This is a genomic window from Candidatus Contendobacter odensis Run_B_J11 (assembly GCF_000531125.1).
GTDB classification, from domain to species: domain Bacteria; phylum Pseudomonadota; class Gammaproteobacteria; order Competibacterales; family Competibacteraceae; genus Contendibacter; species Contendibacter odensensis.
Map to the genome: position 1 here is coordinate 1 of NZ_CBTK010000084.1, position 18,770 is coordinate 18,770.

The window sequence follows — 18,770 nt, forward strand, 5'->3', positions numbered from 1 at the left end:
TCCCAATTCAAACTAAACAGCCTACTTTGTGGTGGGTTACGTACCTTTGTTGGGATGAACCCATAATCCTGCCACGGAGGCTCCACCGGCCCTGCCCGGAGCGATGCCACCTTCGTTGGTATAGCGCAAGGTATGTATCAGGCTACTGGACCCGCCTACGGGAATGCGGGAATCGAAGGTGTTGCAACTGCTCTTGTGGAATTCGTCGTAGCACCGACTTCCAGCCCGTTGACTCATCAACCGCCGTCTTAAGTTTCCCTTAAGCATCGCGGGTCACAATGCCGCGCAGTAACGGGACCGGAATGGTTCCGATCTCCATCTCAACTCACATTGCACGAGGTTACCCCCATGCTATTCCCCAGCACCCTCAAGAAACTCACGATGGCGGTCGCGCTGGCGACCAGCACCGCAGTTTTAGCGGTAGGCACCTTGCCGCCAGCGCTGGCGACCGATACGTCGCTGGTTCGCGTCGAAATGACCGTCCCCGATTTCAGCACCCTGGTTCAGCAGAACGCGGCGGCGGTCGTCAACATTACTGTGACCGGCAAGAGTGCGCCCGCTGTGGCGTGGCGTGGAATGCCCGGCATGGAGGACGAGAACCAACCGTTCGGCGAATTCTTTAGACATTTCCCGACGCCACCGGGCGGCGGTAAGGGAATGCCGACCCAGGGACTCGGTTCCGGTTTCATTATCTCCAATGATGGTTATCTCATCACCAATCATCATGTGGTGGACGGGGCGGAAAAAATCACGGTTAAACTGAATGACAAGCGCGAATTTCCAGCCAAGGTGGTGGGCAGCGATCCGCAATCCGACATCGCCCTGCTGAAAATCGCCGCTGCCGATCTGCCCACCGTAACCCTCGGCGATACCGACAGCCTCAAGGTGGGCCAGTGGGTCTTCGCCATCGGCGCGCCGTTCGGGCTGGAGCGCACCGCCACTAAAGGCATCGTCAGCGCCCTGGGCCGCTCGTTGCCGAACGACACCTATGTGCCGTTCATTCAGACCGACGTACCGATCAATCCCGGCAATTCTGGTGGCCCGCTGTTCGATCTCAACGGCAGGGTGGTCGGCATCAATTCCCAGATTTTCAGTCGCAGCGGCGGCTATATGGGGCTGTCGTTCGCCATTCCGGTGGATGTAGCAATGAATGTGGTGGCACAGCTCAAGACCGACGGTCGCGTCACCCGGGGCTGGATGGGTGTGACTTTGCAGGAGGTGACGCAGGATCTCGCACGCTCGTTCAATCTGGAGCAGCCGCACGGCGCCTTAGTGGCGGACGTGAGCGCGGATAGCCCGGCGGCCAAGGCTGGATTGAAAGCGGGCGATGTTATCGTCGCCTACGCTGGTAAACCAGTGAACGACAGCGCCGATTTGCCGCCGCTGGTGGGTGCGACCAAACCCGGTGTGAACAAGACTCTGACCGTGATCCGTGATGGCAAGCCGCAGGAAATCGCGGTCACGCTCGGCCAACTATCGGGCAAGGATCAGAAGGAACTGGCGTTGAACAATGCCCCGGACGACGGCTCACCCCGGCTCAATGTTGCAGTGACGGATGTGCCCACCGGCCAGCACGGTCGAGGCCAAGGCGGGGTGCTGGTGCAACAGGTCGGGCCGGGCGTTGCCGCCGAGGCGGGGGTGCAGCCGGGCGATATTCTGTTGAGCCTGAACAACCAGCCGATCAAGGACGCCGTGCATCTACGGCAACTGGTACGGGAACTGCCGCCCGGCAAGCGGGTGCCGCTGCTGATCAAGCGTGACGATGGCGCGCTGTATCTGGCGCTGGAAATGCCGTCGAGCGACAAGCCGGCGGGTTAAACTTTGCAGGAGCGGCCAAGGCCGCTCTCACCTCTACTGCTCCAAACTTATGCGCATCCTGCTGGCGGAAGATGACCCAATGATTGGCGACAGTCTGCGCCAAGGGCTGCGTAGCGAAGGCTTCACTGTGGACTGGGTTCAGGACGGACGCAGCGCGGAACGGGCGCTGGATACCACCGAGTATGCGCTGGTACTGCTGGATCTCGGTCTGCCGAAAAAGGATGGCTTGGCGGTATTGCACGGCTGGCGCCAACGCGGCTTGGCCGTTCCGGTGCTGATCCTCACTGCCCGCGATGCGGTGCCGGATCGGGTCAAGGGTCTGGACAGCGGCGCGGATGACTACCTGGTCAAACCCTTCGACTTGAGTGAACTGCTGGCGCGGATGCGGGCACTGCTGCGTCGGCAAGCCGGACGGGTGCGGGAAATCGTCGAAATCGGCGGGTTGCGGCTCGATCCCGCTGCCCATACCGTCGAGTACCAGAGCCAGCCGGTGTCGTTGTCCGCCCGGGAATTTGCTCTACTGTACGCCCTGCTGGAACAACCGGGCGTAGTACTCTCCCGCGAGCAACTGGAAGAACGGCTGTACGGCTGGGGCGATGAGGTGGAAAGCAATACCATCGAAGTGCATATCCACAACCTGCGGCGCAAACTCAGCCCCGGCGTTATTCGCACCGTGCGGGGCGTTGGCTACCGGCTTGGGGAAAAGCCGTGACGTCGATCCGCCAGCGCCTGCTGGCAGGACTGCTGGTCGGATTGACCCTGGTCTTGGGCGTCGCCGGTTATGCCACCTACTATCAGGCCCGTGCCGAGGTCAACGCCCTGTTCGATTATCAGTTGCAGCAGGCGGCTCTGGCCCTGCGCAGTCAAAACCTGCTGGCGCTGGCGATGAGCGGCCAAGTCGGCGACGGCGAAGGCGATCTCTTGGTGCAGATTTGGGATCGCGGCGGCGGTCTGTTGTACGTCTCCCGCAAGGCATGGGAACTGCCCTTTGCTACTCAGCCCGGTTTCGCCGATCTACTTTGGCGTGACCAGCGCTGGCGGTTGTTCGCCCTGCACGTTAGCGACCGCATCGTTCAGGTCGCGCAACCGGCGCGGTTGCGACTACGAATGAGCGCCGACATTGCGTTGCGCAATCTGGCGCCCTTCCTGCTATTACTGCCCGGCATGGCGTTGGTGATCTGGTTTGGTGTGGGCGCCGGCCTGCAACCTTTGCATCGCCTCGCCGCCGACATCGAGCAACGCCGGCCAGGGGCGCTGGAGCCGGTGATGGCGGAGCGGTTGCCGGCGGAAATTACCCCGCTGGTCCATGCGCTCAATGACCTGCTGGCGCGGCTGGCGCACACCCTCGACGCCCAGCGCCAGTTCATCGCTGACGCCGCCCATGAATTGCGCACCCCGCTGACGGCGGTTCGGCTTCAGGCGGAGATGGCGCAACGGGCGACCGATATGGCGGACCGCGCTGCGACGCTGGATGCATTGCGCGCCGGTCTGCTGCGCGCTTCGCATCTGATCGAGCAATTGCTGGCTCTGGCCCGGCTGGACGCCGGTTCTACCGTGAGTCGGGTTGAAGCCGTGGATCTTTTGGATTTGGCCAAACGGGTGATCACCGAGTACGCGCCCATCGCGGACGACCGCTCTCTCGATCTGGGTCTATTGCCCAGCGAGGCCGCTACCATTGCCGGCGATCCGGGGGAATTACGCACCCTGTTGGGTAATCTGATGGATAACGCCTTGCGCTACACCCCGACGGGCGGGCGGGTTGATGTCCAAATTCAGCGTATCGGAGATGACGCCGTGCTGACGGTGAGTGACACCGGGCCGGGCATTCCCGCAGCGGAACGGGCGCAGGTGTTTGGCCGATTCCATCGCGGCGCCCACACTGTCGCGCCCGGCAGTGGGCTAGGGCTGGCTATCGTCCAGCGCATCGCCGACCGCCACCGGGCGAACATCCACTTGGAAGATGCCGAGGCGGGCCAAGGGTTGCGGGTGGTTGTCCGGGTGCCGACAACGGTGGGTTGAGCGCCAATTGTAAAATCCGCTATAAAATATAACGTTACCAATATTCTTCGTTTCAGGAGATGTGAATATGCACAAGCCAGCCGGATTTCTTGCGGCGCTATTGTTTTCTGTTTCGGTACTCGCCGGCCAGCCGCTGGTGATTGATGTACGTACCGCAGAGGAGTACCGCCAAGGCCATGTGCAGGATGCGCTCAACATTCCCTATGATGAAATCGCCAGCCGCATCGCCGCCGTGACTTCCGACCACGATACTTCCATCGTGCTCTACTGCCGCAGCGGGCGCCGCGCCGGCATCGCCGAGCAGGCGCTGCGGCAGATAGGTTATGGACGGATCGAAAATAAGGGTGGGCTGGATGACATGAAGCGCGGCGGCTATTCGATCCAGTGAACCCGATCCAGAGCAGGCGGCGCGGTGGGAGCGGGTTTCAACCCGGTCGGTAGGGTTCCAGCGTTGCGGTAGCGTTCGGGCAATACGTCGAGTGTTACCGGATACCCCAACAGTCGGCTCATAACCGGCGATGTCTGCTCCGGCGGACCGCTGGTGAAGTAGCGTTCGCCAGCGGGGGTGTCATCCTCTGCCAACAATCCCCCCCATTCCAGCCGCCGGCGCAATTGCTGAGCAACCGCCGGGCTGGGGTCGAGAATGACGACGTTCGGTCCGACCAGGCGTTGAATCAGCGGGATCAGAAATGGATAGTGGGTGCAGCCCAACACCAGAGTGTCGGCGCCTTGCGTCAGCAGCGGCTCCAGATAGCGTTCCAGCAGGGTGCGGGGATGTGGGCCGCTCAGTTCACCCCGTTCCACGCAATCAGCCAAGCCGGGACAGGGCTGCACCAGCACCCGTGTGTGCTGGCGGTGTCGGTCGAGCAGCGCAGCAAACTTGTCGCTGCGCACCGTGTTGCCAGTGGCCAGAATGCCGACTACACCGGAACGAGTTCCGGCTACAGCCGGCTTGAGCGCGGGTTCGATGCCAATGATCGGAATGTCGAGCTGGGCGCGTAACCGGGCGATAGCCGCCGCCGTGGCGGTGTTGCAGGCCACGACCACCGCCTTGGCGCCCTGTTCCAGCAGGAATTCAGTGATAGCGAACGAACGCCGCACGATAAAGTCAGCTGGCTTGTTACCGTAAGGCGCATGGCCCGAATCGGCGACATACAGCAGCGTTTCATCGGGCAAATCGGCGCGAATTCGCCGGAATACCGACAGCCCGCCTACCCCGGAATCGAATACGCCGATGGGATTGTTGTTGCTATGACTCATCACTGATCATCGAAACTTGAATTTGCCACGGAGTTTAGTCTGATCGGTAAGGCAATCGCGTCATGTAGAGGTCATAGGTTGACCGAGTCAAGTAGCGAGAATGAATGGATTGTGTATGTAGAGAGGATTGATGCCGCTGCTGTTGCGTGAACCCCGCCCGTACTCTTTGGCAACCGTGCGTAGCTTACGCCCTGCCGCGCCATATCGCGGCAACTGCGAAATAAAGCAGTTCCCTTCGTAGCCCCGGCCTCACTCAGGCTGCCAACTCTAAAATAACTTATTGATAAATATATTATTTTATCAAAATTTATAAGTTGGCACGGGGTTTGATACAGGTTCAAGCGGGAATACAGCCATCCCGCAAAATGCTCGATGTCTTCAACATCTTTTAACTTTACTCAGGAGTTTCACCCATGAACAGCAAAGCTATCGTCCATTCCGCCCTCGCCAGTGTTCTCAGCCTGGGTCTGTTGGCCGCCGCCGGTCAGGCCAGTGCCGCCGAGGAAGATAAGGGAAAAGGCGCCGAGAAGTGCTACGGCATCGTCAAAGCCGGTAAGAATGACTGTCAGACCAGCGCTCATGCCTGCGCCGGGCAAGCCAGCAAGGACGGCCAAGGGGATTCCTGGGTCTATGTCCCCAAGGGTTCCTGTGAAAAGATCGTTGACGGTAGCTTGAAGCCGAAAGTCTGAGGCTCTCCGATGATCGCCAAGCCGGTATTGTCCGTGCTTGGCCCCGGCTCCATTCCGGATCGTGCCGGAATCGGCCTGCGGGCCGAACACTATGACGCGGTGCTGGAGACTCAGCCGCCGGTCGGCTGGCTGGAAGTCCACAGCGAAAACTACTTCGGCGCGGGCGGCAAACCACTGGATTACCTGGAACGCATCCGCGCCCACTACCCCTTGAGCCTGCACGGCGTTGGTTTGTCCATCGGCTCGACCGACCCGCTCAATCGCCGACACCTGGCCGCGCTCAAAACGCTGATCCGGCGCTTTGAACCAGCGCTGGTTTCGGAACATCTATCCTGGGGTTCGGTCGGCGGACGCCATCTCAACGACTTGTTGCCCTTGCCTTATACCGAAGAAGCGCTTTACCACCTGGTTGCGCGAGTGTGCCAAGCACAGGAAATTCTCGGTCGGCAAATCCTGATCGAGAATCCGTCCAGCTATCTGCAATACATGGAATCAGCACTACCCGAATGGGAGTTTCTGGCCGAACTGGCCCAGCGCAGTGGTTGCGGCATCTTGCTGGATGTCAATAACATTTATGTCAGCGCCCGTAATCATGGCTTTGACGCCAGTGCTTATTTACAGGCCATTCCGCGCTCGATGGTTCAAGAGATTCATCTGGCCGGATTTATGGTGAATCGCTTTGATGACGGCGAAATTTTAATTGATACCCATAACCAGCCGGTGTGTCCGGCGGTCTGGGCGCTTTACCGCCAAGCGGTGCAACGCTTCGGACGAATTCCAACGCTGATTGAGTGGGACACCGACGTGCCTGAATTGGCGGTGCTGGTCGCGGAGGCCGAGCGAGCCAATGCGATTCTGGAGGAACGTCATGCTCAAGCTGCGTGAATTGCAATTGGGCTTTGCCGCTGCGGTGCTTGACGATGAGCAGAACGGATTCGAGCAGCATATCCGCGCTGCGGGTTTGAGCGGCGCTCGCCGTTTGCAGATTTACCGCAACAACACGCTGCTTAGCCTGACTGGTGCATTGAAAGCGGTTTACCCGGTGGTATGCCGGTTAGTTGGCGACGGCTTCTTTGAGTATGCGTCGGCGCAATACATCGCCCGCCATCCGTCTCGTTCCGGCGATTTGCACGAGTTTGGTGAATTTTTCGCGACGTTTCTCCAAGCATTCGCGCCAGCGGCTGAACAGGTTTATCTGCCCGATGTCGCCCGGCTGGAATGGACGTATCACCAGGTTTTTCATGCCGCTGGTCATCCACCACTCGACCTGGTCGCGCTGGCGCAAGTACCCGCCGAGCAGCAGGGCGAATTGCATTTTCAACTGCATCCCGCCGCCCGTTTGCTGGAATCGGTTTTTCCGATCCTGCGGATTTGGCAAGTCAATCAGGATGACTATGCGGGCGATCCGTCGGTGGATTTGACGGCAGGCGGGCTCAAGCTGCTGGCGTTCCGCCGCGAGAATCTGGAGATCGAATTTCAAACTCTTGAGGCTGGTGAATTTAGTTTGCTGTGCGCTTTAACCGAGGATTACTCCTTCGCTATAGCTTGCGAGCGGGCGTTAGCCGCGCAACCCGGCTTCAATTTGCCCGCCTGTTTCAGCCGGCACATAGTGCAAGGCGTATTAGTCGCTTTCCACCTGCAAGACGCTTGAGTTTTTTCTTTTCACTATCTATCCGGGAGAAATTTCACGATGAGCGCCACTAATACCGACACAATGGCCGATGCGCCCCGTAATTCGCTATGGGCGAAAGTAGCGCCGCTTTTGTGCAAGGCCGATGTGCTGTTTCGCAAGACGGCTGAGTTATTAACACCCGTCGCCGATTTTCTGGCTCGTTACTGGGTTGCCGCTGCCTTCTTCAGTTCCGGCTTAACCAAAACCACAACCGGCAGTTTTACGTTATTGGGCCACGCTTTTAGTTATCCACTGAGTCTGTTGCCGACCGAAAGCACCTTGACCCTGTTTGAATATGAATATCAGGTTCCGCTATTGCCATCAATGCTGGCCGCTTATATGGGCACAGCGGCGGAATTACTGCTGCCGGTATTTCTATTCCTGGGTATCGGAACCCGTTACGCCGCGCTGGCTTTATTCATCTTTAATATCGTGGCGGTAATTTCCTACCCCGATTTGATGGGTGCGGGTTTGGCACAGCATCAGGTTTGGGGATTGCTGCTGCTGATTACCATTTGCCACGGTCCCGGCAAGCTGTCGGTCGATGCATTGATCGAACGACTCATTCGTCGCTAATCAGTCACTTTCGCTTTAACCGACGGTGCGGCTAAAGAGGAGAACTTCATGAATATCCCGGTTCAGATCTCCGGTAAGGAGGATGTTACTCGTCCTGATCCGCCTGGGTTTCCGGACCGTGCAGAGATGGAGCTGCTGTTGCGAGTGGGTTTGTTCTCGCCGGAAGACGATATATCTTTGCGAAAAGTGTGGCGGATTCTCAAGGGACAGACCGACGATTATCTGGATATAATTCTTGGTATGGTGGCCGCTCATCCTGCGCTGGTTGCGGCTTTGGCCGAACTGTGCGGGGAGGAATCCGCCAGCCGTTCGTGGGATGGGGCTGCGGCTGCTCGTGATTGTTTCCGGCAATGGCTGTTTGAAACCTGTTTTTTTCCCCATGAGCCGCCTTGGCTTAAACAACTGTACTTGGAACAGTCACCGCCAGATTCCTCGGTGCAATCGTCTCCGACATTACTGCCGGGGTTTCGCCATGCCATTGCCTTAACGTATCCGCTGGTCGCTACGGCACGTCCGTTTCTGGCTGCTAATGGGCGCGATCCTCAAGACATTGAACGGATGCTGCACGCCCTGCTGAAAGCCATCCTCCTGCAAGTGGCTCTGTTAAGTAAACTCTACGTCAAGGAAGGGCTATGGTAACGGCCATTAGCAAGCGTAAGTCCGCCTCATGCGTAACTGCGGCTTTTCGTGGTTCCGCGAAATATCGCAGTATTCACTCCTGTTTCAAACTTCCGCTTCATAGTTTTAGCCAAGCTGTTTTTCTAATTAAAAATTTTAACCGATTGTAATTGTTGATGATTTTTAGTAATAAAGCTGCTTATTAAAAACTGGCATCGTCTTTGCTAATAACAAAGACAGCAGTGCAGCCACAAACCAATCCCAAAACCTGTTTTTACGATGAGGAACTTGCAATGAAGACGTTGACCAAACTGACTTTCATCCTGATTTCTGGCCTGACCCTGAGCACTGCGTTCGCCGCAGGTTTCAATATGTCAACAGCACAGATCATGGATACTAATAAGGATGGCACCATTACCAAGGAAGAATACATGAAACAAAGCAATGATATGGCAGCATGGACCAAGATGGATACTAATAAGGATGGGGTGTTGGATGCAAAGGAAATCAAGGCCGGTTTTACCGACAAGTAATTTAGTCTGCTGAACAGGAATACCGCACTACTGCATCATCAGCAGCCACAAGTCACAAAGGGGTGGAACAATAGCCACCCCTTTTTTTATTTCCCTCTTGTCGTTTTCCATCGAGTTTCTGTTGATGTTTACTCCCATTCCTGTCAATCCTGCATTCGCGAGACTGATAATGATACGCCTGTTTAATTTTCGATGGTTACTCTTGATCAGCAGTTTAATCTTGTCCAGCGTGTTCCAATCAGCCTTGAGCGATCCAATTCCAATCGCCAGCCAAGGGTTTGCCAAAGCTACATTTGCCGGTGGCTGTTTCTGGTGCATGGAACCGCCGTTTGAGCTATTGCCAGGCGTAGTTTCGGTGACTTCCGGCTATACCGGCGGCCAAAAAGCGAACCCAACCTATCAGGAGGTTTCATCTGGCAGCACAGGACATGCTGAAGCAGTCGAAATTGTCTACGATCCCGCTAAAATCAGCTATTCCCGCTTGCTGGATGTCTTCTGGCGCAATATCGACCCACTCGACGCCACCGGGCAATTTTGTGACAAGGGCCAGCAATACCGTTCAGCTATCTTCTACCATGACGATGAGCAAAAGCGCTTGGCTGAAACATCCAAACAGGTGCTGGAACAGTCTGCCCGGTTCAAACAGCCCTTAGTAACCACGATAATTCCGGCGATGACTTTTTATCCCGCTGAAGACTATCATCAGCATTACTCTCAGAAAAACCCGATACGCTATAAATTTTATCGTCATTCCTGCGGACGGGATCAACGTCTCGAAGAACTTTGGGGTACTCAATAAAAATACACTCATGAAAGTCCGAAAAGATCCGACTTGGGGGGTTACGAAGTGGCGATCACCAAAATTACCCGTGGCGTATTCTTAATCCCCATTCTGGTGGCGAGTCACCACTCCGGTGCAAGACTGTTCGCGCCCGATGACGGCGGGACGCGCACTGTACCGATGCCGTCTGGAATGGTGCGGCCTACCCAAGGCAAACTCTGGACGGCGATGCAGCCCATGGCTCCGAATCCGTAGCCTCCGCCCCAATCGTTGTTGTGCCAAACGCGCTGGCAGGCGCTTTAATCGATCAGGGTCGCCTGTCGTGATCGCTTCGTGATAAAAATGCGATATCCGTCGCCGATGATGGTGTTTTGAAACCGAGAAGCGACGGGGGTTCTCCATGTGGGCAGATACAAAGACCGAGTTGGAACCGATGGCGCGCCACCTGCTGCTTGTTGAGGATGACCGCGAGATCGCTGCGCTGGTCGAACTGCATCTCCGGGATATTTATTGCACAGCGGATATCACCGGGAGCGGGCAAGACGCGCTAACCCGCTATGCCCGCTGCCGCTACGACCTGGTGATCCTGGATCTGATGCTGCCCGATTTGGACGGGCTGACGGTCTGCCAGCGGCTACGCGCCGGCGGCGACTACGTGCCGATCCTGATGCTGACCGCCAAGTCGTCGGAACTCGACCGGGTGCTGGGTCTGGAATTAGGCGCCGACGATTACCTGGTGAAGCCGTTCAGCTTCCCGGAACTGCTCGCCCGTGTGAAGGCGCTGCTGCGGCGGGCCGAAGCCCTGCGTAGCTCTGGCGGAGCGACCCCGGACGACGCCCGCGTCACCTGCGGTTCCCTCGTGATCGAGGTGAGCCAACGCCGGGTTACTCTGGCGGGCCGGGAACTGGCACTGACAGTCAAGGAGTTCGATCTGCTGCTGCATTTCGCCCGTCAGCCCGGCCGGGTGTTCAGCCGCAGCCAATTGCTGGATCAGATTTGGGGTTACAGTCACGAGGGCTACGAGCACACGGTCAATTCCCACATCAACCGGTTGCGCGCCAAACTGGAACCGAATCCGGCGGAGCCTCACTACCTCCTTACCGTGTGGGGGATCGGCTACAAGTTTACCGAATCATGCTGAACACTCTGTATGGCAAGCTGGCTCTGGTGCTGGCGACCTTGCTGGGCGCCATCGGCCTGAGCTACGGCCTGATCAGTCACACCCTGACCCAACGCTATCTCCAGGAAGCGCAGCAGAGTTTCAATCGCGATCTGGCCCGCAATCTGGTCGCGGATCAGCGGCTGATCGCTGAAGGCAAGCTCGATCCGAAGGCGTTAAAAGCCACTTTCGAGCGCTACATGACCATCAATCCCAGCATCGAAATCTATTGGCTGGACACGACCGGCGCGATTCTCGCCTACTCCGCCGAACCGGCAGTGGTCAAACGCGACCGGGTGGCGCTGGAACCGATCCGGGCGTTCCTGGCCGGCGCCGAGTTGCCGATCCTCGGCGACGATCCACGTAGCCACGACGCCCGCAAAAGCTTCTCGGTGACGCCCATTCCTGCGACAGAACCGCCCGAAGGCTACCTGTACGTGGTATTGCGCGGCCAAATGTATGAATCCTTCGAGCGCTTCTATCAGGACAGTCTGCTGCTACAGCTCAGCGCTTGGGTGCTGGCCGGCAGTCTGTTGGCGGGGTTGCTGGCGGGGCTGCTGCTGTTCCGCCTGCTGACCCGCCGACTGCGGCGGTTGACAGCGGTGGTTGATGCCTTCCAACACAGTGAGTTCGCCACCTACGTTCCCTATCACCGGCAAGAGGGTGGCGGTGACGAGATCGAACAACTGGGGACAAATTTCGACCGGATGGCTGAACGCCTGCAAGCCCTGATCGGCGCCTTGCGGGAACGCGACACCCTGCGGCGCGAATTGGTCAATCACGTCTCGCACGATTTGCGCACACCGCTGGCCACTTTGCACGGCTATCTGGAAACGCTGCAACTGAAAGCCGACCGGCTATCGCCCACCGAACAACAGCTCTATCTCGGCGCTGCCCTGCGCCACTCGCGACGATTGGGCCGACTGGTGGGCGATCTGTTCGAACTGGCCAAGCTCGATGCCCACGCGATCCAGCCGCGCCGCGAGCGCTTTCCCGCCGCCGAACTGCTGCAAGATATCGCCCAAAAGTACCAGATCGCTGCACGGGAACAGTCTATCCAGATCGATCTGCGCCTGCCGCCCACGGCGCTGTTTATCGAGGCCGACATCGGCATGATCGAACGGCTGCTGGATAATGTGATCCTCAACGCCCTGCATCACACCCCGTCTGAGGGCTGTATTACCCTCGAACTCGGCACCCGCGAGAACATCGCCGTCTTCGCTGTCGCCGATACCGGCCACGGCATCGCCCCCGACGATTTACCGTTCGTGTTCGACCGCTTTCATCGCGGTTCGCGCCAGGTAACGGATGATGGCAACCACTTGGGACTGGGGTTGGCTATCGCCAAGCGCATTGCTGAATTACAGGGTGGTGAATTGCGAGTGAGCAGCGAGGTGAATCAAGGAACTCGGTTTACGTTCGATTTGCCGGTCTGTGCGCCCTGATGAGTGGATGACCCCAGATTCAAGGCGATGAGAGGGCAATCGGGCGAAAAATCAGCGTCGTGATGGAAATGTGATGACTCCGTGAGCGTTCCGTGAAATCAAGATGGCACTGTGCGTACTGGGTAATCCAGTAGTTCCCCAACGCTCACGCACATAGACGGAGGATTTGACAATGAAACGGTTAACCACCTTGGCAGCATCTCTGTTACTGGCCGCTCCCTTGACGAGTGGCTGGGCGCAATCTTCGGGAAGTTCCGTCAGCATCACTCGCATTGGCGAACCAATGTACGAAGTGACGATCACCAACATCACCCGTGGCACATTCTTCACCCCGATTCTGGTGGCGAGCCACCGATCCGGCGTAAACCTGTTCACCTTGGGCCAGCCGGCCAGTGACGAGTTGGCGATCCTGGCCGAAGGCGGCGATGTCGCTCCACTGAAACAGGCGCTGCGTGCGGACCCTCGGGTGGTTGATGTTGCTGATTCGGGGGGGTTACTGAAGCCTGGTGAGTCGGTCACCGTCCGGGTCGCGGCTCGGAGCGCCGACCGTATCAGCCTCGCCGCGATGATTTTGCCGACCAACGATGGCTTCATCGCGCTAAACGGCATCGAAGCCCCACGTTTTGGCAGTCTGAATGACCGAGTTCCCGGTTATGACGCCGGTTCGGAACCCAACGACGAGCTTTGTGCCAGCATTCCTGGCCCGCAATGCGGCGGTGTCGGGGTCTCGGCGGCGGCCGGTGGCGAAGGTTTCGTGCATATCCATGCCGGGATTCATGGTATCGGTGATCTCAAGGCTGCGGATTACGATTGGCGCAATCCAATGGCGTCGATCACGATTACGAGGGTAGCTCGCTAACTTGATCCTGCGAGCGATGGGCTATAGCCCACACTGATTTGCTATTCGCGAACGGCATGAGGTGAGAGATGAGCGCTAGAGTCGTGGATGCTGGGCGATGGTGCAGCAGTCAGTGGGCGCCCTTGGTATTGAGCTTGGCGGTGGCAGGGCTACTTCACTCTGCTGCACCCGCTGCACGCTGTCGGGCGCAAAGCGGGCCGGTACAAACCGCCCTGATTGAGTTGTACACCTCGGAGGGATGCAGTAGTTGTCCGCCTGCGGATCGCTGGTTGGCGGATTTGGCAGCGGAACCGGCCCTGAACGGTAAAGTCGTGTCGCTGGCCTTGCATGTGGATTACTGGGATGGCCTGGGCTGGCGCGACCGCTTCGCCCAGCCCGGTTTCAGCGTTCGGCAACGCGCCCTGACCGCCGCGCAAGGCAGCGCCACGGTGTTTACCCCACAGGTGATGGTCAACGGTCGCACCACGCTGGATTGGAGTCGGAACACGGCGTTTCGCCAGCGCATGGCTGCGATCAACGCCCAACCCGCCAAGGTGGATCTCACCTTGGAAATTCTCCCTGCCTCTGACGCTTGGCAGGTCCAGATTCAAGGCCGGTTGCAACCTCACCTATCCTCCGCACGCGCTGGCGTATTTGTGGCTTTGTACCAGAATGGTTTGTCCAGTCAGGTCACTGCCGGTGAAAATGCAGCACGGCAACTCCGTCACGAGCGGGTAACGCGGGAGTTGATTGGACCGCTGCCGGTGGTGGCGGATGACCACTTTACCCACCAGCATCGTTTCCGCCTGCCTTTGGATGCCGATTCCCGCGATTTCGGAGTGGCGGCCTTCGTCCAGGATCAGACCGATGGACAGGTATGGCAGGCGTTGGCGCTGAACACCTGTCTGGAGTAGTGTTATGGTATCGTAACCTGATAAACAGACATGGATTATGGTTGAGACCGCTCCAAGCCAGAATGAAAGTTGTGGTCATGTCGGGTTATCAGCGCGAGAGACTATATGGAGGTTTTTGCATGAATGAAATCGTCGCACAACCCACTGAACAGCGATCCGTCCCACGAAACGATGCGATGCTTCAATCCGCCGACGAACGCGACGCCATGCATCTGGCCTTACGCACTATCGTTGAAGGCACCGCCACCGCCACGGGTACCGAGTTCTTCTACGCCTTGGTGCGAGAACTGGCCCTGGCTCTGAACGTGCGGCAAGCCTTTGTAGCCGAGCTATTGGAAAGCAAGGCGCGAGTACGCACCCTGGCGCTTTGGTTTGACGGACAACTCATCGATAACATTGAATTCGATTTGGACGGTACCCCCTGTGAGGTCGTGATTCGAGGCGATACGGTCTATTACACCCACAAGGTCTACGACGTATTCCCCCAGAACACCTACCTTAAAGAAGCGGGTATCGAGAGCTATTTCGGTGTGCCGCTGGTGTCCGAATCGGGGAATGAAATGATGGGTCACTTGGCGGTGTGCCATGATCAGCCGCTGGTCAAGGAATTCAAGGGCATGGCGCTGTTGAAGATTTTCGCTGCCCGCGCCCGGGTGGAACTGGAGCGCAAACGGGCCGAACAGGCGTTGCGCACGAGCGAGGAACGACTGAACAGTATTTTGTCCAGCGCCCTGGATGCCATCATCACCCTGGATGCCGAGCAACGCATCACCCTGCTCAATCCGGCAGCCGAGAAGATTTTCCGCTGCTCGGCGGAACCGATGATCGGCCAGTCGTTTATGCCGCTGCTCTCCAAGCGCTTCGGTAACCTGCTCAAAGGCTATTGCTTGGCGGTTCAGCCCGCTACGGTGAACTCGCAACAACTATGGGCACCCGAAGGCTTGACCGCCCGCCGCTGCGACGGCGAGGAATTTCTGGTGGAAGCCACGCTCTCGCCGCTGGAGATTGGCGGCCAGCATTTTTACACCGTAATCCTGCGGGACGTGACCGAGCGTTGGCATTCCGCAGAAACTCTCAAACAATTGCAACTGGAAAACATCTATCTCCAGGAAGAGATCAAAACCCGGCAAAGTCCCGGCCATATCATCGGCGATTCGCCGGCCATGCAGGAGGTGTTCGTCCAGGTTGAGCAAGTGGCCGACGCCGACGCCACTGTGCTATTGACCGGAGAAACCGGCACCGGAAAAAGTGTCATCGCACGGGCGATTCACGACCTCAGCCCCCGGCGCGACAAATTGTTTGTCAACGTCAACTGTGCTGCTCTGCCCGGCGAATTGGTGGAAAGTGAGTTGTTCGGCCATGAAAAAGGCGCGTTCACCGGCGCGACCGCCCAGCGCAAGGGCCGGTTTGAACTCGCTGACGGCGGCACTCTGTTTCTGGACGAAGTGGGTGAGCTGACCGCTGGCGCTCAGGCCAAACTGTTGCGGGTGTTGCAGGATCAGGAATTCGAGCGCGTTGGCGGCACCCATACGCTAAAGGTTGATGTCCGGCTGGTCGCCGCTACCAATCGCGATCTGGCGAAGATGGTCAAGGAGGGGAGTTTTCGCACCGATCTCTATTACCGGCTGAACGTGTTTCCCATCCGGCTGCCGTCTCTGCGTGAACGCCCATCCGATATTCCGCTGCTGGTTCATCATTTTCTGGACAAGTTTGCGCGGAAGATGAACAAATCCATTCGCGACCTTTCGCCCAACGCCCGCGAGCGGTTGCTGCGTTATTCGTGGCCCGGCAATATCCGAGAACTGCAAAACGTCATCGAGCGTGCGACCATTCTCGCCCGGGGTTCGCTGCTGGAAATCGACAATGCGCTTGAACTGCGTCTGGATGATCAGGATTCGACGAATGCGCCACAACCTTTAGCCTCACTCGAAGCAATGGAGCGCGCCTACATTCTCCAGGTGCTGGAGCGCACCGGCTGGGTGATCGAGGGCGAACCGGGCGCAGCGGCGATTCTGGATCTTAACCCTAGTACCCTGCGCTCCCGGATGCAGAAGCTGAACATTCGCAAGCCTAAATTCCCGGTTTGAATTAGCTCCGTCTTCGTTTCCTCTACCATCGGTTCCCGTCCGGTGGTTTTTGTGTGTCCATGCCTGTCAGCATTCGGTCGCAAAGTGGGCGAATTTAATAGCCTCTGAAAAATCTAATGGCCGATTGCGACATTCAAATGATTGCGGTCTGCCTTGATATTTAACGGCCTTGCGATATATCGCGGGGTTCTGTGAATTTGTAATCCGCTATGAGTTTGAGACTGAATTTTACTTAATGATTATTAGGTTTATTTTAATAAATTTTTATGATGGCACGGGTGTTGCCTATTACATTTATTGCCAACCCCGGCTATTCCTAACCCAGCCTTTGTGGAATTTGGCAAAGTATCGTCGTTCGCAGTACATCGTGTGCGATGCGAATTAAATAACCCCATTTGCAATGGAGAAATAACATGTCCCGAATCGCCATCCCGACTGTCGAACAAACCTCTACCGCGTCGAAGCCGCTCCTCGACGCGGTACACAAGCAACTGGGTGTTGTGCCTAATCTAATGAAGCTGGTCGGTCACAGCCCAGCCGCGCTTGAGGGCTATCTGTCGCTCAATGGCGCACTGGCCAAGGGTGTGCTGGACGGCGCGTTGCGCGAACGCATCGCCTTGGCCGTTGCAGAGTTCAACGGCTGCGAATACTGTCTGGCCGCGCATACATACTTGGGCAAGAACGTGGCTAAACTCAACGAGTCCGAAATCCGCGCCGCCCGCGATGGCCGGTCGAACGATACCAAGGCCGACGCTGCCCTGCGATTCGCCCGCCGGGTAGCCAGCGAGCATGGCCGCGTCAGCGATTCCGACCTCGCCGCCTTGCGCACAGCAGGTTTTGATGACGCTGGCGTTATCGAAATCGTGGTGAACGTGGCGCTGAACGTACTTACCAACTATGTCAACAACGTCGCCCTGACCGATGTGGATTTTCCCAAGGTCGACCTCCTCAAGCTCGCGGCGTAATCGCGCTATTTTCGTAGGCCGCTGGCGGCGCCTCGCATTGCCATGGCGTTAGCCGGCTGGCCGACATGCTGCCGGCAGTGGAGGGGAAACCGCCGCTGCCGAACACCTTCAAGGATAACGAACCGGGCCTTGTCAGTAGTTCCCGGTCTGTTTTTTCGACAATGTGAAGCATTAGGCTTCTCAATAAACCTGAGATTTTTATGCCCTACCTTAACGTCAAGATCCGCGCAGCATCTTCGCAAGAACTGTCAGCAGAAATAGCTCTAGTTCTCACCGACCTCACTACCGAATTGCTCAAGAAGAAGCGTGAGCTCACTGCTGTTACTGTCGAGTACATTGCAGCAGAACAGTGGTTTATCGGCGGCACTCCTATTGCTGACCAATTAGTGAGCAGCTTCTACCTCGACATCAGGGTCACAGAAGGAACAAACACTAAGGACGAAAAAGCGATTTACGTCTCTCGCGTATTTGCAGCAATTGAGGCAATCATAGGTTCTCTCGCACCGGCAAGTTACATCGTCATTCATGAGATCCACGCAGACGCATGGGGTTATCAAGGCCAGACGCAGGAGTTTCGGTATATCAGAGGCAAGGCGTTGTAGAGGGCTAACCTCTTGTTACAACCGATTGCCTACAGCAACCGGTGCGCTCAAATATTGAGCGTCATATTTACTCCGATACTCAGGTCGTCGGTTGGCAGAAAATTACTGATTTGGTACATGCCGCCGGGGGTAGAATCTTCCTCCAGATCTGGCATGGCGGACGCGCCTGCCATCCCCTGCTTAATCAGGGTGCGCAACCGGTGGCCCCCAGACCTATCGCGATCACCGGTGACGAAGTCCACACCCCCGAAGGTAATAAGCCTTACGTCGTCCCGCGTGAACTTCGCGATGATGAACTCCCCGGCATCGTCGCGGGATTCGGCAAGGCTGCTGAGAAAGCCAAGGCCGCAGGCTTCAATGGGGTGGAAGTGCATGGCGCCAACGGCTACCTGCTGGATGAATTTTTACGCGATGGCTCCAATCAGCGCACCGGCCGCTACGGCGGATCGGTCGAACGCCGGGCGCGGCTGATGCAACGCTTGTCTGAGAAGTGAGCAGGGTAGCCCAACACTACGCTGGGCTACCCTGCTGAGTGACATCAAGGCGATACCAAAACTCACCTCTCCCCAAGCGGGAGAGGGAAAAACGCGGAGTAGTCTGATCGGGAATCAATCGTCATCGGTGGTAACGATGAACACGTCATCCACCTCGTTGATATGGTAATGCCGTGGTTTAGCGGCGGCTGCGAGATCACTTTCGTTCAACCCGGATTTTTGCAGCATATAGGCGCGAATCTTACCACCTATCAGTTCTGAGTTAGACTATAAGGTGAGTTTAACTAAAGTCGCGAGGAG

The 18,770-nt window shown here is 57.4% G+C and carries 21 protein-coding genes and 1 pseudogene; 20 read left to right on the forward strand and 2 right to left on the reverse strand.

Annotation, left to right across the window (positions count from 1 at the left end; all coding sequences use genetic code 11):
- Positions 1–348 precede the first annotated feature (348 nt).
- The 4 genes from BN874_RS06970 to BN874_RS06985 all read left to right on the forward strand — a co-directional run bounded on the left by BN874_RS06970 (position 349) and on the right by BN874_RS06985 (position 4,225).
- Complete coding sequence (locus tag BN874_RS06970; protein ID WP_230314357.1) at positions 349–1,818, forward strand: DegQ family serine endoprotease; 1,470 nt, start codon at positions 349–351, stop codon at positions 1,816–1,818.
- 49 nt (positions 1,819–1,867) lie between these two features.
- Positions 1,868–2,530: a response regulator gene (locus tag BN874_RS06975; RefSeq protein WP_034431735.1), complete on the forward strand. Its 663-nt coding sequence runs from the start codon at positions 1,868–1,870 to the stop codon at positions 2,528–2,530.
- Positions 2,527–3,837: an ATP-binding protein gene (locus BN874_RS06980; RefSeq protein ID WP_034431737.1), complete on the forward strand. Its 1,311-nt coding sequence runs from the start codon at positions 2,527–2,529 to the stop codon at positions 3,835–3,837. Before BN874_RS06975 ends, BN874_RS06980 begins: the two co-directional genes overlap by 4 nt.
- A 67-nt stretch (positions 3,838–3,904) precedes the next feature.
- The gene (locus BN874_RS06985) at positions 3,905–4,225 is read left to right on the forward strand and encodes a rhodanese-like domain-containing protein (protein ID WP_051497531.1); all 321 of its coding nucleotides are present in this window, start codon (positions 3,905–3,907) and stop codon (positions 4,223–4,225) included.
- On the opposite strand, the gene murI is transcribed toward BN874_RS06985, so the two are convergent.
- On the reverse strand, positions 4,210–5,097 hold the full coding sequence (gene murI, locus BN874_RS06990; protein ID WP_081756210.1) for a glutamate racemase: 888 nt from the start codon (positions 5,095–5,097) through the stop codon (positions 4,210–4,212). The two genes, BN874_RS06985 and murI, sit on opposite strands and share 16 nt — an antisense overlap.
- A 413-nt stretch (positions 5,098–5,510) precedes the next feature.
- Between murI and BN874_RS06995 the strand changes: the two genes are divergently transcribed.
- The 6 genes from BN874_RS06995 to BN874_RS07020 all read left to right on the forward strand — a co-directional run bounded on the left by BN874_RS06995 (position 5,511) and on the right by BN874_RS07020 (position 9,185).
- The gene (locus BN874_RS06995) at positions 5,511–5,786 is read left to right on the forward strand and encodes a BufA1 family periplasmic bufferin-type metallophore (protein WP_034431738.1); all 276 of its coding nucleotides are present in this window, start codon (positions 5,511–5,513) and stop codon (positions 5,784–5,786) included.
- Between the two features lie 9 nt (positions 5,787–5,795).
- Positions 5,796–6,671, forward strand: coding sequence for an MNIO family bufferin maturase (gene bufB, locus BN874_RS07000; RefSeq protein WP_034431739.1), 876 nt, complete (start codon positions 5,796–5,798; stop codon positions 6,669–6,671).
- Positions 6,655–7,437 carry an HvfC/BufC N-terminal domain-containing protein gene (locus BN874_RS07005; RefSeq protein ID WP_034431740.1) on the forward strand — a complete coding sequence of 261 codons (783 nt, stop codon included), beginning with the start codon at positions 6,655–6,657 and terminating at the stop codon, positions 7,435–7,437. Before bufB ends, BN874_RS07005 begins: the two co-directional genes overlap by 17 nt.
- Positions 7,438–7,500: 63 nt before the next feature.
- Positions 7,501–8,034 carry a DoxX family protein gene (locus BN874_RS07010; protein ID WP_081756213.1) on the forward strand — a complete coding sequence of 178 codons (534 nt, stop codon included), beginning with the start codon at positions 7,501–7,503 and terminating at the stop codon, positions 8,032–8,034.
- A gap of 48 nt (positions 8,035–8,082) precedes the next feature.
- The gene (locus BN874_RS07015; RefSeq protein ID WP_034431741.1) at positions 8,083–8,673 is read left to right on the forward strand and encodes a protoglobin domain-containing protein; all 591 of its coding nucleotides are present in this window, start codon (positions 8,083–8,085) and stop codon (positions 8,671–8,673) included.
- 272 nt (positions 8,674–8,945) lie between these two features.
- Entirely contained in the window at positions 8,946–9,185 is a 240-nt protein-coding gene (locus BN874_RS07020; RefSeq protein WP_034431743.1) for a penta-EF hand family protein, read from the forward strand.
- A 27-nt stretch (positions 9,186–9,212) separates the two neighbouring features.
- Here BN874_RS07020 and BN874_RS25455 read toward each other — a convergent pair whose 3' ends face one another.
- Positions 9,213–9,503 carry a hypothetical protein gene (locus BN874_RS25455; RefSeq protein WP_230314360.1) on the reverse strand — a complete coding sequence of 97 codons (291 nt, stop codon included), beginning with the start codon at positions 9,501–9,503 and terminating at the stop codon, positions 9,213–9,215.
- Here BN874_RS25455 and msrA point away from each other — a divergent pair.
- From msrA to BN874_RS07065, 10 genes and pseudogenes are all read left to right on the forward strand, one after another.
- On the forward strand, positions 9,388–9,984 hold the full coding sequence (gene msrA / locus BN874_RS07025) for a peptide-methionine (S)-S-oxide reductase MsrA (protein WP_420886112.1): 597 nt from the start codon (positions 9,388–9,390) through the stop codon (positions 9,982–9,984). The genes BN874_RS25455 and msrA overlap by 116 nt on opposite strands.
- A 48-nt stretch (positions 9,985–10,032) precedes the next feature.
- Positions 10,033–10,221 (forward strand): hypothetical protein, encoded by a 189-nt coding sequence (locus tag BN874_RS24330; RefSeq protein WP_154724790.1) that lies wholly within the window; start codon positions 10,033–10,035, stop codon positions 10,219–10,221.
- A 178-nt stretch (positions 10,222–10,399) separates the two neighbouring features.
- Positions 10,400–11,107: a response regulator transcription factor gene (locus BN874_RS07030; protein ID WP_034431755.1), complete on the forward strand. Its 708-nt coding sequence runs from the start codon at positions 10,400–10,402 to the stop codon at positions 11,105–11,107.
- A complete protein-coding gene (locus tag BN874_RS07035; RefSeq protein WP_034431746.1) occupies positions 11,101–12,570 on the forward strand; it encodes a sensor histidine kinase in 1,470 nt (489 codons plus the stop codon). Before BN874_RS07030 ends, BN874_RS07035 begins: the two co-directional genes overlap by 7 nt.
- Positions 12,571–12,742: 172 nt before the next feature.
- Positions 12,743–13,429, forward strand: coding sequence for a spondin domain-containing protein (locus tag BN874_RS07040; RefSeq protein WP_034431747.1), 687 nt, complete (start codon positions 12,743–12,745; stop codon positions 13,427–13,429).
- 68 nt (positions 13,430–13,497) lie between these two features.
- Entirely contained in the window at positions 13,498–14,322 is an 825-nt protein-coding gene (locus BN874_RS07045; RefSeq protein ID WP_051497532.1) for a DUF1223 domain-containing protein, read from the forward strand.
- 119 nt (positions 14,323–14,441) lie between these two features.
- Positions 14,442–16,409, forward strand: coding sequence for a sigma-54 interaction domain-containing protein (locus tag BN874_RS07050; protein ID WP_051497533.1), 1,968 nt, complete (start codon positions 14,442–14,444; stop codon positions 16,407–16,409).
- A 413-nt stretch (positions 16,410–16,822) separates the two neighbouring features.
- The gene (locus BN874_RS07055; protein ID WP_034431748.1) at positions 16,823–17,374 is read left to right on the forward strand and encodes a carboxymuconolactone decarboxylase family protein; all 552 of its coding nucleotides are present in this window, start codon (positions 16,823–16,825) and stop codon (positions 17,372–17,374) included.
- Between the two features lie 200 nt (positions 17,375–17,574).
- Positions 17,575–17,976 (forward strand): tautomerase family protein, encoded by a 402-nt coding sequence (locus tag BN874_RS07060; protein WP_034431749.1) that lies wholly within the window; start codon positions 17,575–17,577, stop codon positions 17,974–17,976.
- A 56-nt stretch (positions 17,977–18,032) separates the two neighbouring features.
- Positions 18,033–18,464 (forward strand): annotated as a pseudogene (locus BN874_RS07065) (oxidoreductase); the annotation flags it as partial.
- Positions 18,465–18,770: the final 306 nt, after the last annotated feature.

Coding starts and splice junctions, on each gene's coding strand:
- BN874_RS06970 (WP_230314357.1), top strand. CDS start 349: ATGCTATTCCCCAGCACCCTCAAGAAACTCACGATGGCGGTCGCGCTG.
- BN874_RS06975 (WP_034431735.1), top strand. CDS start 1,868: ATGCGCATCCTGCTGGCGGAAGATGACCCAATGATTGGCGACAGTCTG.
- BN874_RS06985 (WP_051497531.1), top strand. CDS start 3,905: ATGCACAAGCCAGCCGGATTTCTTGCGGCGCTATTGTTTTCTGTTTCG.
- murI (WP_081756210.1), bottom strand. CDS start 5,097: ATGAGTCATAGCAACAACAATCCCATCGGCGTATTCGATTCCGGGGTA.
- BN874_RS06995 (WP_034431738.1), top strand. CDS start 5,511: ATGAACAGCAAAGCTATCGTCCATTCCGCCCTCGCCAGTGTTCTCAGC.
- bufB (WP_034431739.1), top strand. CDS start 5,796: ATGATCGCCAAGCCGGTATTGTCCGTGCTTGGCCCCGGCTCCATTCCG.
- BN874_RS07005 (WP_034431740.1), top strand. CDS start 6,655: ATGCTCAAGCTGCGTGAATTGCAATTGGGCTTTGCCGCTGCGGTGCTT.
- BN874_RS07010 (WP_081756213.1), top strand. CDS start 7,501: ATGGCCGATGCGCCCCGTAATTCGCTATGGGCGAAAGTAGCGCCGCTT.
- BN874_RS07015 (WP_034431741.1), top strand. CDS start 8,083: ATGAATATCCCGGTTCAGATCTCCGGTAAGGAGGATGTTACTCGTCCT.
- BN874_RS07020 (WP_034431743.1), top strand. CDS start 8,946: ATGAAGACGTTGACCAAACTGACTTTCATCCTGATTTCTGGCCTGACC.
- BN874_RS25455 (WP_230314360.1), bottom strand. CDS start 9,503: ATGCACCAGAAACAGCCACCGGCAAATGTAGCTTTGGCAAACCCTTGG.
- BN874_RS07030 (WP_034431755.1), top strand. CDS start 10,400: ATGGCGCGCCACCTGCTGCTTGTTGAGGATGACCGCGAGATCGCTGCG.
- BN874_RS07035 (WP_034431746.1), top strand. CDS start 11,101: ATGCTGAACACTCTGTATGGCAAGCTGGCTCTGGTGCTGGCGACCTTG.
- BN874_RS07040 (WP_034431747.1), top strand. CDS start 12,743: ATGAAACGGTTAACCACCTTGGCAGCATCTCTGTTACTGGCCGCTCCC.
- BN874_RS07045 (WP_051497532.1), top strand. CDS start 13,498: ATGAGCGCTAGAGTCGTGGATGCTGGGCGATGGTGCAGCAGTCAGTGG.
- BN874_RS07050 (WP_051497533.1), top strand. CDS start 14,442: ATGAATGAAATCGTCGCACAACCCACTGAACAGCGATCCGTCCCACGA.
- BN874_RS07055 (WP_034431748.1), top strand. CDS start 16,823: ATGTCCCGAATCGCCATCCCGACTGTCGAACAAACCTCTACCGCGTCG.
- BN874_RS07060 (WP_034431749.1), top strand. CDS start 17,575: ATGCCCTACCTTAACGTCAAGATCCGCGCAGCATCTTCGCAAGAACTG.